Source organism: Streptomyces sp. PH9007 (genome assembly GCF_059813725.1).
The window spans coordinates 707,984-722,104 of the sequence record NZ_CM187440.1 but is presented as its reverse complement, the minus strand read 5'-3'; the positions used below and the strand labels follow the sequence as shown (position 1 = coordinate 722,104).

12 protein-coding genes are annotated in these 14,121 nt (G+C 73.1%); 9 read left to right on the top strand and 3 right to left on the bottom strand.

Features of this window, described 5'->3' with window-relative positions; translation table 11 throughout:
• Positions 1–17: 17 nt before the first annotated feature.
• The 9 genes from ACTFAP_RS03145 (at position 18) to ACTFAP_RS03105 (ending at position 10,171) form a co-directional block, all read left to right on the top strand.
• On the top strand, positions 18–1,997 hold the full coding sequence (locus ACTFAP_RS03145) for a tryptophan 2,3-dioxygenase family protein (protein ID WP_500468171.1): 1,980 nt from the start codon (positions 18–20) through the stop codon (positions 1,995–1,997).
• Between the two features lie 112 nt (positions 1,998–2,109).
• Positions 2,110–3,135 (top strand): polyprenyl synthetase family protein, encoded by a 1,026-nt coding sequence (locus tag ACTFAP_RS03140; protein WP_495683372.1) that lies wholly within the window; start codon positions 2,110–2,112, stop codon positions 3,133–3,135.
• A 95-nt stretch (positions 3,136–3,230) separates the two neighbouring features.
• Entirely contained in the window at positions 3,231–4,424 is a 1,194-nt protein-coding gene (locus ACTFAP_RS03135) for a cytochrome P450 (protein WP_500468170.1), read from the top strand.
• Positions 4,425–4,449: 25 nt separating this feature from the next.
• Positions 4,450–4,662, top strand: a complete 213-nt coding sequence (locus ACTFAP_RS03130; RefSeq protein WP_390120530.1) for a ferredoxin — start codon at positions 4,450–4,452, stop codon at positions 4,660–4,662.
• On the top strand, positions 4,662–5,822 hold the full coding sequence (locus ACTFAP_RS03125; RefSeq protein ID WP_500468169.1) for an NAD(P)/FAD-dependent oxidoreductase: 1,161 nt from the start codon (positions 4,662–4,664) through the stop codon (positions 5,820–5,822). Before ACTFAP_RS03130 ends, ACTFAP_RS03125 begins: the two co-directional genes overlap by 1 nt.
• A 102-nt stretch (positions 5,823–5,924) precedes the next feature.
• Positions 5,925–7,727, top strand: coding sequence for an FAD-dependent monooxygenase (locus ACTFAP_RS03120; RefSeq protein WP_500468168.1), 1,803 nt, complete (start codon positions 5,925–5,927; stop codon positions 7,725–7,727).
• Positions 7,727–8,116, top strand: coding sequence for a limonene-1,2-epoxide hydrolase family protein (locus ACTFAP_RS03115; protein ID WP_390120081.1), 390 nt, complete (start codon positions 7,727–7,729; stop codon positions 8,114–8,116). The genes ACTFAP_RS03120 and ACTFAP_RS03115 overlap by 1 nt, the downstream gene beginning before the upstream one ends.
• A 9-nt stretch (positions 8,117–8,125) precedes the next feature.
• The gene (locus ACTFAP_RS03110; protein ID WP_500468167.1) at positions 8,126–9,319 is read left to right on the top strand and encodes an acyl-CoA dehydrogenase family protein; all 1,194 of its coding nucleotides are present in this window, start codon (positions 8,126–8,128) and stop codon (positions 9,317–9,319) included.
• Positions 9,320–9,358: 39 nt separating this feature from the next.
• Positions 9,359–10,171: a transmembrane-type terpene cyclase gene (locus tag ACTFAP_RS03105; protein ID WP_500468166.1), complete on the top strand. Its 813-nt coding sequence runs from the start codon at positions 9,359–9,361 to the stop codon at positions 10,169–10,171.
• Here ACTFAP_RS03105 and ACTFAP_RS03100 read toward each other — a convergent pair.
• The 3 genes from ACTFAP_RS03100 to ACTFAP_RS03090 form a co-directional block, all read right to left on the bottom strand.
• Positions 10,151–10,792, bottom strand: a complete 642-nt coding sequence (locus ACTFAP_RS03100) for a helix-turn-helix transcriptional regulator (RefSeq protein WP_234390055.1) — start codon at positions 10,790–10,792, stop codon at positions 10,151–10,153. The genes ACTFAP_RS03105 and ACTFAP_RS03100 overlap by 21 nt on opposite strands.
• Positions 10,793–11,153: 361 nt before the next feature.
• Positions 11,154–12,305, bottom strand: a complete 1,152-nt coding sequence (gene ispG, locus ACTFAP_RS03095; protein ID WP_495683366.1) for a flavodoxin-dependent (E)-4-hydroxy-3-methylbut-2-enyl-diphosphate synthase — start codon at positions 12,303–12,305, stop codon at positions 11,154–11,156.
• Positions 12,302–14,116 (bottom strand): 1-deoxy-D-xylulose-5-phosphate synthase, encoded by a 1,815-nt coding sequence (locus ACTFAP_RS03090; RefSeq protein WP_500468165.1) that lies wholly within the window; start codon positions 14,114–14,116, stop codon positions 12,302–12,304. Before ACTFAP_RS03090 ends, ispG begins: the two co-directional genes overlap by 4 nt.
• Between the last annotated feature and the right edge of the window lie 5 nt (positions 14,117–14,121).

Below are 14,121 nucleotides of genomic sequence, written 5' to 3'. Positions count from 1 at the left end.
CCCGAGGAGCTGGCCCCATGACCTGCCCGACCTACGCGACGTATCTGCGCCTGGACGAACTGCTCTCGCTGCAACAGCCCCTCACCCCCGTGGAACAGCGGGACGTGAGCGACAGCGAGCGGCTGTTCATCGTCGTCCACCAGGCGTCGGAGACCCTGCTCAGCCAGGTCCTCGTCGACCTGCGGCACATCGACGCCGGCCAGTGCGAACCCGCCTGCTACGCCCACCGCACGGACCGGGCGACCCGGCTGATCGACGCGCTGGAAGGGCAGTTGACGCTGCTTCGGGGCACCCTGCGGCGGGAGGAGTTCCTGGCGTTCCGCGACCGGTTCGGCACGGCCAGCGGGCTCCAGTCCGAGCAGTTCCGCGAACTGTTCACGCTGACGCGGCGGCTGGCCGCCGACGGCACCGGCCCCTACGAACGGCTCGGCGGCGCGGTGCGGCGCTGGCGGCGCACCCATCTGGAACTGGTCGGCCACATGCTCGGCGACGCGCCGGGCAGCGGCGACACCTCCGGCGCCGCGTTCCTGGCCGCACGCCTGGAGGAGACCCCGCCCCGGCCGGGGGCGGCCGAGGCTCACGGAGCCGGGCCGGACGGCGCGGAGCAACCGCGCCCCCAGGACGTGCGGACCGGTCGGCGGCCCTCGCTCGGCGAGGTGGTCGTGCTCGGCGGCAGCGTCGCCGGCCTGCTGACCGCGCACGTCCTCGCCCCGTACGCGGACCGGGTGACGATCCTCGAACGCGACCAGGTCGGCGACACCCCGGCGCCCCGGCCCGGCGTGCCGCAGTCCCGCCACACCCATGTGCTGCTCACCAGCGGCATCAACGCCCTGGGCGCACTGCTGCCCGACCTCGTCCCCGAACTGACGGCGGCCGGCGCCCCGCGCCTCGCGGTCCCAGGAGACCTCGGGGTGTGGCTGGGCGGACAGTGGATCTCCCGCCGCAACCCCTCCCGGCCGATCCTCACCCCGTCCCGCCCCCTGCTGGAACACCACGTGCGGCGCCTGGTGCTGGCCCACCCGCGCGTCCACCTGCGCACCGGCGCCGAGGTCACCGGGCTGCTGGGCCGGCCCGACCGCGTCACCGGCGTGACCCTGCGCGGTCGCGGCACCGGCCGGCCGGGCCCCCGGGAACTGCGGGCCGACCTCGTCGTGGACGCCACCGGCCGCTCCAGCCGTACCCCCCGGTGGCTCGCCGACCTCGGTGGCACACCGCCCGCCGAGGAGGTGGTGGAGACCGGCCGGGGGTACGCCACCTGTGTCTTCGAGGCCGACGAACCACCCGGCGACCTGCGCGGGTTCTACATCGTGCCCGACGCGGGAGCACCGCTCGGCGCGATCATCATGCCGCTGGAGGACGGCCGCTGGTCGGTCACCCTCTCCGGCCTGCGCGACCAGGCGCCGCCCAACGACGCGGACGGCTTCGTCGAGTTCGCCCACCGGCTCCCGCACCCCGCGCCGTACAAGTGGCTCAGCACCGCGGAACCGGCCGGCCGGCCCGTGGGCTACCGGCACACCGCCAACCGGCGCCGCCGCTACGACCGGCTGGACCGCGCCCGCACCGGACTGCTCGTCGTCGGGGACGCCGCCTGCGCGCTCAACCCCGTCTACGGACAGGGCCTTTCGGTCGCCGCGCTGAGCGCGCTGGCGCTGGCCGAAACCCTGGCCGGCGCCGGCCGCACCCCGTCCGTCCACGCGCTCCAGCGGGCGGTCCTGCGCGCCTCCCGTACGGCCTGGGAGGTCGCGACCGGCGCGGACAGCCCCATGCCCGGCGCCACCGGCAACGCGGCCCGCACCGGCCCCGCCGCCCGTGTCCTCACCCGCTACCTCGACCGGGTGCGCGACCACGTGCCCGGCGACCCGGTGGTGTGCACCGCCAACCGGGACGTCCTGTTCCTGCTGGCGCCGCCCCACACCCTGCTCACCTCACCCCGGGTCCTGCGCCGGACCCTGTTGACCCCCGCGGTGCCGACCCCGCGTGATCTGCCCACGCCGTGACCACCACCAGCCGACAGCGAAGGTGCACCATGCCACTGCCCAGCGCGTCACCCCTCCGCCCGCCGGCGGTCCCGAACGTGCCCGTGCCCGGTGCGGGCGGAGGGCGGACCGCATGACGACGACCCCGATCAGGACGCTCTCCGCGAGCCTGGACACCGGCCGCTCCCTGCTCGAACCCGCCCTGCGGGACACCGTGGGAAGCCGGCTGAACCCCGAGATGCGGCGCATCGCCCAGTACCACCTCGGCTGGGCCGACGCCGACGGCCGGCCCACCGGCAGCTGGGGCGGCAAGCTGGTGCGCCCCACCCTGTCCCTGCTCTCGGCGCGCGCGGCGGGCGGCACCGCGGCCGACGGCCTCGCGGCGGCCGTGGCCATCGAACTGGTCCACAACTTCTCGCTGCTGCACGACGACATCATGGACGGCGACGCCACCCGGCGCGGACGGGCCACCGCCTGGACGGTCTTCGGGGTGCCGCACGCCATCCTGGCCGGCGACGCCATGGTCACCGCCGCCACCAGCGCGCTGCTCGACGCCCCGCACCCGGGCGCACGTCCGGCCACGGCCTCGCTGATGACCGCCACCCAGCGGATGATCAGCGGCCAGGCCGCCGACGTCGCCTTCGAACGGCGCGAGGACGTCCTGCTCGCCGAGTGCGTCCGGATGGCCGGGGACAAGACCGGAGCCCTGCTGGGCTGCGCCTGCTCGCTGGGCGCCGAACTCGTGGGCGCCGAACCCGTCCTGGTGGACCGGCTCGCCGCCTTCGGCGAACACATCGGGCTGGCCTTCCAGCTCATCGACGACCTGCTCGGCATCTGGGGCGACCCGGAGCGCACCGGCAAGCAGGTGGGCGCCGATCTGCGGGTACGCAAGAAGTCCCTGCCCGTGGTGGCCGCGCTGAACGCGGACCGCACCGAGGAGCTGCGCGCCCTGTACCTGCGCGCCGAGCCCCTGACCGAGGCCGAGATCCAGCACGTCGCCGATCTCGTGGAACGCGCCGGCGGCCGGGACTGGGCGCGGCAGGAGGCGGACCGTCAACTGGCGGCGGCCGAACGCTGCCTGGCCGAGGCCGGGCTCGCGGACGCGCCGCACGCCGAGTTCCTGGAGATCGGCGGATTCATCGTCGGCAGGCGCTTCTGACCCCGCACCCACTGACGCACCCTCCGCACCATGGCCACCCCGCGCCCCGCCGTCCTCCCCGCGCCCGCACCCCCATCCAGAGAGGCACTTCCGCCATGCCCGAACCCAAGGTGCTCCCGTTCGCGGCCCGCGCCGCCGGCTGCCCCTTCACCCCCGCGCCCGAGCTGTACGCCATGCAGAAGGACGAGGAACTGCCCCGCATCGGCGTACCCAGCCCCATCCTCGACGAGTTCGAGGCCGTCGCCATCACCCGCTACGAGGACGCCCGCGCCCTGCTGAGCGACGAACGCCTGCAAATGGGCTTCGTCTTCGACCCGGACGCCCCGCGCAGCATGCTCAACCAGCCCGGCAACCTGCTCAACTACAACGGCGCCGACCACGCCCGGCTGCGCCGCATGCTCACCGGCGCCTTCACCGTCAAGCGCGTGCGTGCCCTCCAGCCCACCATCGAGCAGATCGTCGCCTCGCGGCTGGACGCCCTGGAGGCCGCCGGCCCCGGCGCCGACCTGATCTCCACCTTCTGCACCCCGATCCCGACGCTGGTCATCTGCGAACTCCTGGGCGTCCCCTACGAGCACCGGGCGGACTTCCAGCGCCGCGCCCAGGTGGGCCTGGACGTCAACGCCACCCGTGAGGAGCACATCAGCAACCTCATGGAGATGGACGCCTACATGGGCGAACTGGTCGCCGCCCACCGGCGCAGCCCCGGCGACAACCTGCTGGGCGCCGTGGTGCGCGAGCACGGCGACAAGCTGAGCGAGGACGAACTGGTCGGCATCGGCAACATGCTGCTGGTCGCCGGGCACGAGACCACCGCCAGCATGCTCTCGGCCGGCAGCACCCTGCTGCTCCAGCACCCCGACCAACTCGCCGTGCTGCGCGACGAACCCGAGGCCGTGGACGGCGCCATCGAGGAACTGCTGCGCTACATCTCGCCCGCCATCACCATGCCGCGCGAGGCCGCCGAGGACATCGAGGTCCGCGGACGCACGATCAAGCAGGGCGAACGCGTCGTGCTGTCGGTGCTGGCCGCCAACCGCGACCACACCCTGGCCGACGGGGACCTGGACACCCTCGACGTACGCCGCACCGCGCCGCCGCACGTCGTCTTCGGCTACGGCGCCCACCAGTGCCTGGGGCAGCAACTGGCCCGCGCGGAACTGCGGACGGCGCTGCCCGCCCTCTTCCGCCGGTTCCCCACGCTGCGCCTGGCCGCCCCGCAGGAGGAGATCGACTACCGCACCACCACCCTCGTCTTCAGCGTCAACGCGCTGCCGGTCACGTGGTGACGCCGTGAGAAAAACCGGAGACACCATGGTCCTGCGGGTCGAGATCGAGGAACCGCGCTGCGTCGCCGCCGGGCACTGCGTCACGGCGGCCCCCGAGGTGTTCGACCAGCGCGACTCCGACGGCGTGGTGGTGCTGCTCGACGCGGCGCCGCCGGCCGGCGAGCGCGAACGGGTCAGGGAGGCGGCGCTGCTGTGCCCGGCCGCCGCCATCCTGCTGCACGAGCGCGACGGTTCGTGATGTCCGCGCGCAGCGATGTCCTGATCGTCGGCGCCTCGGCGGCCGGTCTCGCCACCGCCGAGTCCCTGCGCCGGCGCGGCTTCACCGGCACCGTCCGCCTGGTGGGGGAGGAGCCGCACCCGCCGTACGACCGGCCGCCGCTGTCCAAGCAGGTCCTGCTGGGCACCTGGGAGCCCGATCGTACGGTGCTGCGCCAACCCGCCGACCTGGCCGGGCAGGGCATCGACGTGCTGCCGGGCCGCCGGGCCGTGGCCGTGGACACCGGACGGCGCGAGGTGACGCTCGCCGACGGGACCCGGCTCGGCTACGGCGATCTGGTGCTCGCCACCGGGCTGACGCCCCGCCGGCTGCCGGCGTTCGAGGGCGTGGCCGGGGTGCACACGCTGCGCACCCTGGACGATGTGCGGCGGCTGCGCGCCGACCTGGCGGATGCCCGCCGCCTCGCCGTGATCGGCGCCGGGGTGCTCGGCTGCGAGATCGCCGCCACGGGCCGGGCGCTGGGCCTGGAGGTGACCGTGATCGACCCGGCGCCGGTGCCGATGGCCGACCGGCTCGGCACCGCGACCGGCCTGCGGCTCGCCGCCCTGCACCGTGCGCACGGCGTGACGCTGCTGACCGGCACCAAGGCGGAGGCCCCGGTCACCGAGGGCGGGCGGGTCACCGCGGTGGTCACCTCCCAGGGGCCGGTGCCCGCGGACGTCGTGGTGATCGCGGTCGGCTCGCTGCCCGCCACCGACTGGCTGCGCGGGAGCGGACTGCCGCTGGACGACGGCATCGTGTGCGACGCCCGGTGCCGGGCGGCCGACCACGTGTACGCCGCAGGCGACGTGGCCCGCTGGTGGCACACCGGCCAAGGGCGCGCCATGCGGCTGGAGAACCGCTCCCACGCGGCGGAACAGGCCCTCGCCGTCGCCGACAACATCCTCGGGGCCGACCGGGCCTACACCCCGGTCCCGTACTTCTGGACCGACCAGCACGGCGTACGGGTGCAGATCTTCGGCGACCCGGCCGCCGGCGACCACCTGCGGGTAACCGAAGGGGACCCGGACAGCGGCCCGTTCACCGCGGTCGCCGAGGCCGGCGGGCGCCCCGTCGGCGTCATCGGCTGGAACAGCCCGCGCGGCGCCCGCCGGGCACGCCATCTGCTCACCGACGCCTGAGCGGCGCCCGCCCCGCCCCCGGGGCCCGCCGCGCCCCGAGAGAACAAGGACCCCGACATGTCACAGCTGTCACAGCACACGTCCCCTTCCGGAGAGCGAACGATGATCGACGAAGACGTACCGGTACTCATCGTCGGCGGTGGCGGCTGCGGACTCACCGCCTCGCTGTTCCTGTCCGACCTGGGCATCCGCCATCTGCTCGTCGAACGGCGCGAGTCCACCTCGGTGCTGCCCAGAGCGCACTACCTCAACCAGCGCACCATGGAGATCTTCCGCCAGCACGGCGTCGCCGACGACGTCTACGCGCTCAGCGCCCCGCTGGCCAACATGAGCGAGGTCGCCTGGCGCACCTCCCTGGCGGGCGACGGCCCCCTGGACGCACGGGACCTGCACCGGATGGACTCCTTCGGCGGCGGCAGCACGGAAGCCCCGTACGCGGCCGACAGCCCCTGCCCCTCCACCAACCTGCCACAGCACCGGCTCGAACCGCTGCTGCGCCGGCACGCCGAGGAACGGGCCCCCGGCATGGTGCGCTTCCACCACATGATGGAGGAGTTCACCCAGGACGAGGACGGGGTGACCGCCAGGATCACCGACCGCACCACCGGCACCACCCGCACCGTACGCGCCCGCTATCTGCTGGGCGCCGACGGCGGACGGAGCATCGGCGACACCCTCGGCGTCACCATGCAGGGCCAGGGCGGCGCGTGGAACGTCATCTCCGTGCACTTCAGCGCCGACCTGTCGCGCTGGTGGAGCGGCGACAAGGTGCTCATCACCAACTTCGTCAGCCCCGACGGCGGACTCATCTCCCGCTACGGCATGGTCGCCATGGGCCCGCGCTGGGGCCTGGCCTCCCAGGAGTGGGCGCTCCACTTCCACCTGCCGGCCGGCGTCGACCTGGACCTGGGCGAGGAGGCCACCATCGCCCGGGTGCGGGAACTGCTCAAGCTGCCCGACCTGGACGTCACCGTGCACCAGGTGAGCCGGTACACGCCGGAGGCCGTCATCGCCGACACCTTCCGGGTGGGCCGGGTCCTGCTGGCCGGGGACGCCGCGCACCGCCAGCCGCCGGCCACCGGCCTGGGGCTGAACACGGCGGTCCAGGACGCCCACAACGCCGCCTGGAAGCTGGCCGCCGTCCTGGGCGGCACCGCCGACGAGTCGCTGCTGGACACCTACGAGGCCGAACGGCTGCCGGTGGCGCGCCGCTCCATGGAGTGGGCGTTCTTCGCCTTCCGCAACCACGGCGTGCTGCACGCCGGTCTTGGCCTGATGCCCGGCGCGCCGCCCGAGGTCACCCAGGCCAACTTCCGCGCCCTGTTCGCCGACACCCCGATGGGCGACACACTGCGCGCCAGGACGGCCGAGGTGTTCGCGACGCAGCGCGTGGAGTACCAGGCGCACGACATCGAGATCGGCTTCCACTACGAGCAGGGTGCCCTCGTCCCGGACGGCACCGAGCGCCCGCCGCTGGACCCGATGGGCAGCGTCCACCACCCCGTCACCCGGCCGGGCCACCGGCTGCCGCACGCCTGGCTCTCCCGGGGCGCCGAACGCGTCAGCACCCAGGACCTGGTGGGCCGCGCGGGCGGCTTCGTGCTCATCACCGGGCCGGCGGCGGACGGCTGGCGGCTCGCGGCCAAGCGGGTGGCGCAGGCGCACGGCGTGCCGCTGGAGGTGGTGTCCGTCGGCGCCGACGACGAGACGGCCCGCTACCGGGACGCCGAGGGCGCCTGGTCCGCCGTGCGCGGGGTGGGTGACGACGGCGCCGTCCTGGTCCGTCCCGACCAGCACGTCGCCTGGCGCGGGGCGTCGGCGAGCCCGCACGCCGAGCGGGAACTGGACGAGGCCCTGGCCCGCGCCCTGGGCCGGCCGGCGGGCGTGACCACGGGGCGGCCGTGATGACGGACCTGGACGGCGAGCACCTCGTCCGCGCGTTCCTGTCCGCGATGGGGCCGACCCCGGCCGCCGTCCGCTCGGCCGTGGACCGCTATCTGACCGAGGACTGCGTGTGGGAGAACCCCGGTTCCCCGGTGTGCGTGGGCAAGCGGCAGATCCTCGACCTCATGCCGGCCGACTTCGCCCAGCTGGAGTACCGCTTCCGGCACGTCGCCACGGCGGGCGACACCGTCCTGGTGGAGCGGGTGGAGAACATGCTGCGCACCGACGGCACCCCCATCGCCCGCAACCTCAAGGTGATGGCCGCCTTCGAGGTGCGCGAGGGCCGCATCGCCGCGTGGCGGGACTACTTCGACATCACCCGCCTCATCTCCGACGACGAGGAAGGGTGAGGACCGGACATGACGACCACACGAACCGACAGCAAGGGCCTGTGCGCGGAGCTGGTGGAACGCGTCCACGCCATCGGCCCTGTCCTCGCGGACGGGGTCGCCGAGGGAGACCGTGAACGGCGGCTGCCCGACGCCTCGGTGCGCGCCATCGACAGCTCCCAGGTGGGCATGGTGTGGACCGCGAAGGAGTACGGCGGCCTGGAGGGCGACGTCCGCACCCTGAGCGAGGTCACCAAGGCCCTGGCGCACTACTGCCCGTCCACCTCCTGGGTGGTCAACAACATCAACGGCTCGAACCTGCTCGCCACCCGCTTCCCGCGCCGGGCCCGGGACGAGGTGTTCGGTGACCACCCGGGCGCCAAGCTGGCCTCGGTGTTCGTGGCGCCCGGCCGGGCGGAACCCGCCGGCGGCGGCCATGTGCTGACCGGCGCGTGGCCGTACGCCTCAGGCATTCTGCACGACGACTGGGCGATCCTGAGCGCGAAGGAGACCAGCCCCGACGGGGAGACCGTACGCCCCCTGTCGGTCCTGGTGCCGGTCGCCGAACTGACCGTCGAGGACACCTGGTCCACGGTGGGCATGCGCGCCACCGGCAGCCACACCGCCGTCGCCCACGAGGTCTTCGTCCCCGAGCACCGCGTGCTGCCCCTGCCCGCGCAACTGGGGCGGGCGCACGTCACCGATGTCTCGCTGCCCCCGCTGCTGCGCTCCCCGGCGGTGGCGGCCATGGCCGTCATCTGCGCCTCCGTGGTGGTGGGCGCCGGCCAGGCCGCGCTCGCCTTCGTCGAACAGCGGGCACCGCAGCGCGGCGTCACCCCGACCGTCTACAAACGCCAGCCGGACTCAGGGGCGTTCGTGGCCTCGCTGGGCCGCACCGCGCTGACCGTCGACGCCGCCGAGATGCATGTGCGCCGGGCGGCGGAGAGCATCGACGCCGCGGCGGCGGCGGCGGTCGCCCTGCCCGAGAGCGAACTGCGCCGCGTCCGCGGGGACGTCTCCCAGGCGGCGCAGCTGGTGACCGGTGCCCTCGATGACCTCATGTGGGCCCACGGGGCGGCGTCCTTCGCCGAGGCCAACCCGCTCCAGCAGTACTGGCGGGACGCCAACACGGCCGCCCGGCACGCGATGCTCAACGTCCAGGTCGGCCACGAACTGTACGGCGGCTCCTTCTTCGGCCTCGACTCCATCGTCCCCAGCCTCTGACACCCCGCCCCGCCCCCGCCCCCGCCCCGAAGGAACCCCATGGACTGGCTGCCCCCCTTCCTCATCCCGATGTCGCAGGTCGCACCGGTCACGGTGGGGGCGGCCGACGTTCCCGGCTGGCTGTTCTGGTCCGTGGCCGGACCCACGGCGCTGGGCTGGATCGCCACCTATGTGCTGGCGATCCGGCTCGCGCTGCGGGAGGGCTGGACCGCCATCCCCGCCCCGCTGGTGGCGGTGAACTTCGCCTGGGAGTTCAGCCTGACGTTCGTGCTGGAACAGACGGAGACACAGCGGCAGATCAATGTCCTGTGGTGCGTCTTCAACGTCGTCCTGCTGTATCTGGCGTTCCGCTACGGGCCGCGCGACTATCCGGCGCTCACCCTGCGGGCCTTCCGGTGGATGATGACCGGGGTGCTGCTGTGGGCCGCGGTGATCGTGGTGGTGGGCGCCAACGAGTTCCACGACATGGACGGCATGTACACCGGCATGATCATCCAGGTGCCGCTGAGCGCCTCGTTCCTGCTGCTGCTCAAGCGGCGCGGTTCCAGCGCGGGCCAGTCGATGCACATCGCGGTCACCAAGTTCACCGGCTCGCTGTTCGCGGGGATGACCGCCCTCGTCGTCTACCCCTCGCACCATCTGCTGCAGGTCCTGGTGGTGACGTATGTCGCCCTGGACATCACCTACATCGTGCTGCTGCGCCGCACGATGCTCCGCGAGGGCCGGCCGCTGTGGGCCCTGCGTGCCCCCCCGCCCGGCACCGGTCCGCTGCCGGAGCCCGGCGCCGGGCCGACGCCGGCGTCCCTCCGGCGTGCGGCTGCGGGCGCGCGGTCAGATGACGCCGCTGCGTAGCGCGTAGGCGACCGCGTGCGGCCGGTTGCGCAGGTTCAGCCGCCGGGTGACCCCGAAGATGACGCGCTTGACGGCCCGTTCGGACAGGCACATCTTGACGGCGATCTCGGCGGTGTCCAGGCCCTCCGACATGAGCCGCAGCACACCGATCTCGCGCGGGGTCAGCCCGGAGGTGTGCAGCCCGGACGGGGAGAGCACCTCGCGCTGGATCCGTTCGATCTGCCGCAGTAACTCGCCCAGCATCTTCGGCGGGAGCACCCCGCCGCCGGCCGCCGCGGTCAGCACCGCCTCCTCGATGCGGCCGGTGGTGGCCGCGGCGCGCGGCAGCACGGCCACCACATTGCACTCCACCGCGGCGAACAGCTCGGCCCGGTCGATCTCGGACGGGATGAGCACCACCGGCACGCCCAGGGAGTCCTTGAGCCTGCGCAGCGCCGACATCACCTCCACGGTCATCCGCTCGGCGACGAAGACGGCGACGTCGACCGGGCCCCGGTATTCACCGGTGGCGACCTCGATGTTCGCCGTCGAACCCAGATGATTGCGCACGGCCGTATAGGTGAGCGGATCGGGTGCGCGCACGATCGCTTTCACGGTGCGTGTCGTGGTGTCGGTCGTCACTGGAGGACCTCCAAGAATTCACAGGACGTTCGCCGGGGCATACAGCAAGAGCCGTGGCGGGCGCCGGGCGCCATGGTTTCAGGATGAAAGTTCTCCCCCCGTTTCCCCTGTGTTGCGTCCATGAGACCGGGAAATGTGCACGTGGAGGTCGGTCAACACCGAAGATCCGGCACGGAAGTACGGCTTGGGGCCGCATGGTCACCTTCTCGTGCATTTCCTCGTCACCACGTCAAAACTCCCCGAGAGCGGCCTCATTCGGTCATTGGCAGTCGGAAAGACAACTGCAAAGACCATACTGTGGCCGACTTCGGGGAGTCGACGAGATCGGGCTGTTCTCGTTCCCGCCAGGGGAATCCCTCATTCAGCCCACGACGACGGTGGGAGAGCCTTCGTCGGCGGTCTCCATCTCCTCGGCGATGCGCAGCGCTTCCTCGATCAGGGTCTCCACGATCTTGGACTCGGGGACGGTCTTGACCACCTCACCCTTCACGAAGATCTGCCCCTTGCCGTTGCCGGAGGCCACCCCCAGGTCCGCCTCGCGCGCCTCGCCGGGGCCGTTCACCACACACCCCATCACCGCGACCCGCAGCGGCACTTCCATGCCCTCCAGGCCGGCGGTGACCTCGTCCGCCAGCTTGTAGACGTCCACCTGGGCCCGCCCGCAGGACGGGCAGGAGACGATCTCCAGCTTGCGCGGGCGCAGATTGAGCGACTGGAGGATCTGCCCGCCGACCTTGGCCTCCTCCACCGGCGGTGCCGACAGCGACACCCGGATGGTGTCCCCGATGCCCCGGCGCAGCAGCGCCCCGAAGGCGACCGCCGACTTGATGGTGCCCTGGAACGCCGGCCCGGCCTCGGTGACGCCCAGGTGCAGCGGATAGTCGCAGCTCTCGGCGAGGATCTCGTACGCCCGGATCATGATCACCGGATCGTTGTGCTTGACCGAGATCTTCAGGTCATGGAAGCCGTGTTCGGCGAAGAGCGAGGCTTCCCACAGCGCGGACTCGGCCAGTGCCTCCGGGGTCGCCCGGCCGTACTTCGCCATCAGCCGCCGGTCCAGCGAACCCGCGTTCACCCCGATCCGGATCGGGGTGCCGCGCTCGGTCGCCGCCTGGGCGATCTCCCCGATCCGGTCGTCGAACTTCTTGATGTTGCCGGGGTTCACGCGCACCGCCGCGCAGCCGGCCTCGATGGCCGCGAACACGTACTTGGGCTGGAAGTGGATGTCCGCGATCACCGGGATCTTGGACTTCCTGGCGATTTCCGGCAGCGCCGCCGCGTCGTCGGTGCTGGGGCAGGCCACCCGCACGATGTCACAGCCGGCCGCCGTCAGCTCCGCGATCTGCTGGAGCGTGGCGTTGACGTCCGCCGTGACGGTCGTCGTCATCGACTGCACGGAGATCGGGTGTTCACTGCCCACCCCCACCGAGCCCACCCGCAACTGCCGGGTCGGGCGGCGGTCGGCGAGCGTGAGCGGCGGCGGAGCGGGCATACCGAGCGCGACCTGGGTCACCGCGGTGTCCTTTCCAAGTGGGGTACGGGAGGTGCCGGAACGGCACGGTGCAGCGACAGGACGGTCTCGGCGACGGACTCCGCGCTCAGACCGTGTTCGGCGAGGATGGCGGACCGCTCCCCGTGGGTGAGGAACGCCCGGGGCAGTCCCAGCGTGTGCACCGGCGTCCCGATCCGGGCGTCCGCGCACGCCTGGGCGAGCGCCGCGCCCACGCCACCGGAGCGCAGCCCGTCCTCCAGCGTGAGCACCAGCCGGTGCCGGGACACCAGATGGACGAGGGTGGGGTTGACCGGCAGCAGCCAGCGCGGATCGACGACGGTGACCCCGATGCCCCGCCGGGCCAGCAGCTCCGCCGCGCGTACGGCGGGGCCCGCCAGCACCCCGGCGGAGACCAGCAGGACGTCCAGCGGACGCGAGCGGGTGCGGTGCAGGATGTCGAGCCCTTCGAGCCGGGTGAGGGCGGGGATGTCGGGCCCGGGGGAGCCCTTGGGGAACCGCAGCGCCGTCGGCGCGTCCCGGGTGGCCACCGCCTCGCCCAGCAGCTCACCGAGCTGACGGGCGTCGCGCGGGGCCGCGACCCGCATGCCGGGCACCGCGCCCAGCAGCGCCATGTCCCACATGCCGTGGTGGCTGGCGCCGTCGGGACCGGTGATGCCCGCCCGGTCCAGCACGAACGTCACCGGCAGCCGGTGCAGCGCCACATCCATCATGATCTGGTCCAGCGCCCGGTTCAGGAACGTGGCGTACAGACACACCACCGGGTGCAGACCGCCCATGGCCAGCCCGGCGGCGCTGGTGGCCGCGTGCTGCTCGGCGATGCCCACGTCGAAGACCCGCTCGGGGAAGCGCCGCGAGAACGCGCGCAGTCCCACCGGCTCCAGCATCGCGGCCGTCAGCGCCACGACCTCGGGCCGCTCCGCGGCCACCCGCTCCAGCTCCGTGCCGAACGCCTTCGTCCAGCTGACCGACGCGCCGCCGCCCGGTCGCGGCCGGCCCGTCGCCGCGTCCAGGACGCCGATCCCGTGCATCCGGTCGGCCTCGTGGGTCTCGGCGGGCGCGTAACCGCGGCCCTTCTCGGTGACGCAGTGCACCACGACCGGGCAGCCCAGCTCCACCGCCCGCCGGTACGCCTCCTCCAGCGCGGTGAGGTCATGGCCGTCCACTGGGCCGAGGTAGGCGAAGCCGAGGTTCTCGAAGAGGTTCGGGCCCTCGTGCCGGCCGCGCCGCAGCACCGCCAGATGCTCGGCCAGGCCGCCGACCGTCGGATCGTAGGAGCGCCCGTTGTCGTTGAGGACGATCACCACCGGGCGGGAGGAGCGGCCCAGGTTGTTCATCGCCTCCCAGGCCAGGCCGCCGGTCAGCGCGCCGTCGCCGATCACCGCGACCACCCGCCGGTGCTCCTCGCCCAGCAGCCGCTGCGCGCGGGCCAGACCGTCCGCGTAGGACAGCGCCGTGGAGGCGTGCGAGTTCTCCACATGGTCATGCGCCGACTCCTGGCGCATCGGGTAACCCGACAGACCGCCGGGCGCGCGCAGGGTGCCGAAGGCGTCCCGCCGGCCGGTGAGCATCTTGTGCACATAGGCCTGGTGGCCGGTGTCGAACACGATGCGGTCGGTGGGCGAGTCGAACACCCGGTGCAGCGCGATGGTCAGTTCGACCACCCCCAGGTTGGGGCCCAGATGCCCGCCGGCCGCGGTCACCCGCGCGACGAGCAGGTCCCTGATCTCCCGCGCGAGCGCGGGCAACTGGTCCCGGTGCAGCTCCTTGAGGGACCGGGGCCCCGATACACGGTCGAGCACACTTGTCGACATGTCTC

Bases quoted from the DNA above. Each gene is read 5' to 3' on its own strand.
- ACTFAP_RS03145 (WP_500468171.1), top strand. From the start codon at position 18: ATGACCTGCCCGACCTACGCGACGTATCTGCGCCTGGACGAACTGCTC.
- ACTFAP_RS03140 (WP_495683372.1), top strand. From the start codon at position 2,110: ATGACGACGACCCCGATCAGGACGCTCTCCGCGAGCCTGGACACCGGC.
- ACTFAP_RS03135 (WP_500468170.1), top strand. From the start codon at position 3,231: ATGCCCGAACCCAAGGTGCTCCCGTTCGCGGCCCGCGCCGCCGGCTGC.
- ACTFAP_RS03130 (WP_390120530.1), top strand. From the start codon at position 4,450: ATGGTCCTGCGGGTCGAGATCGAGGAACCGCGCTGCGTCGCCGCCGGG.
- ACTFAP_RS03125 (WP_500468169.1), top strand. From the start codon at position 4,662: ATGTCCGCGCGCAGCGATGTCCTGATCGTCGGCGCCTCGGCGGCCGGT.
- ACTFAP_RS03120 (WP_500468168.1), top strand. From the start codon at position 5,925: ATGATCGACGAAGACGTACCGGTACTCATCGTCGGCGGTGGCGGCTGC.
- ACTFAP_RS03115 (WP_390120081.1), top strand. From the start codon at position 7,727: ATGACGGACCTGGACGGCGAGCACCTCGTCCGCGCGTTCCTGTCCGCG.
- ACTFAP_RS03110 (WP_500468167.1), top strand. From the start codon at position 8,126: ATGACGACCACACGAACCGACAGCAAGGGCCTGTGCGCGGAGCTGGTG.
- ACTFAP_RS03105 (WP_500468166.1), top strand. From the start codon at position 9,359: ATGGACTGGCTGCCCCCCTTCCTCATCCCGATGTCGCAGGTCGCACCG.
- ACTFAP_RS03090 (WP_500468165.1), bottom strand. From the start codon at position 14,116: ATGTCGACAAGTGTGCTCGACCGTGTATCGGGGCCCCGGTCCCTCAAG.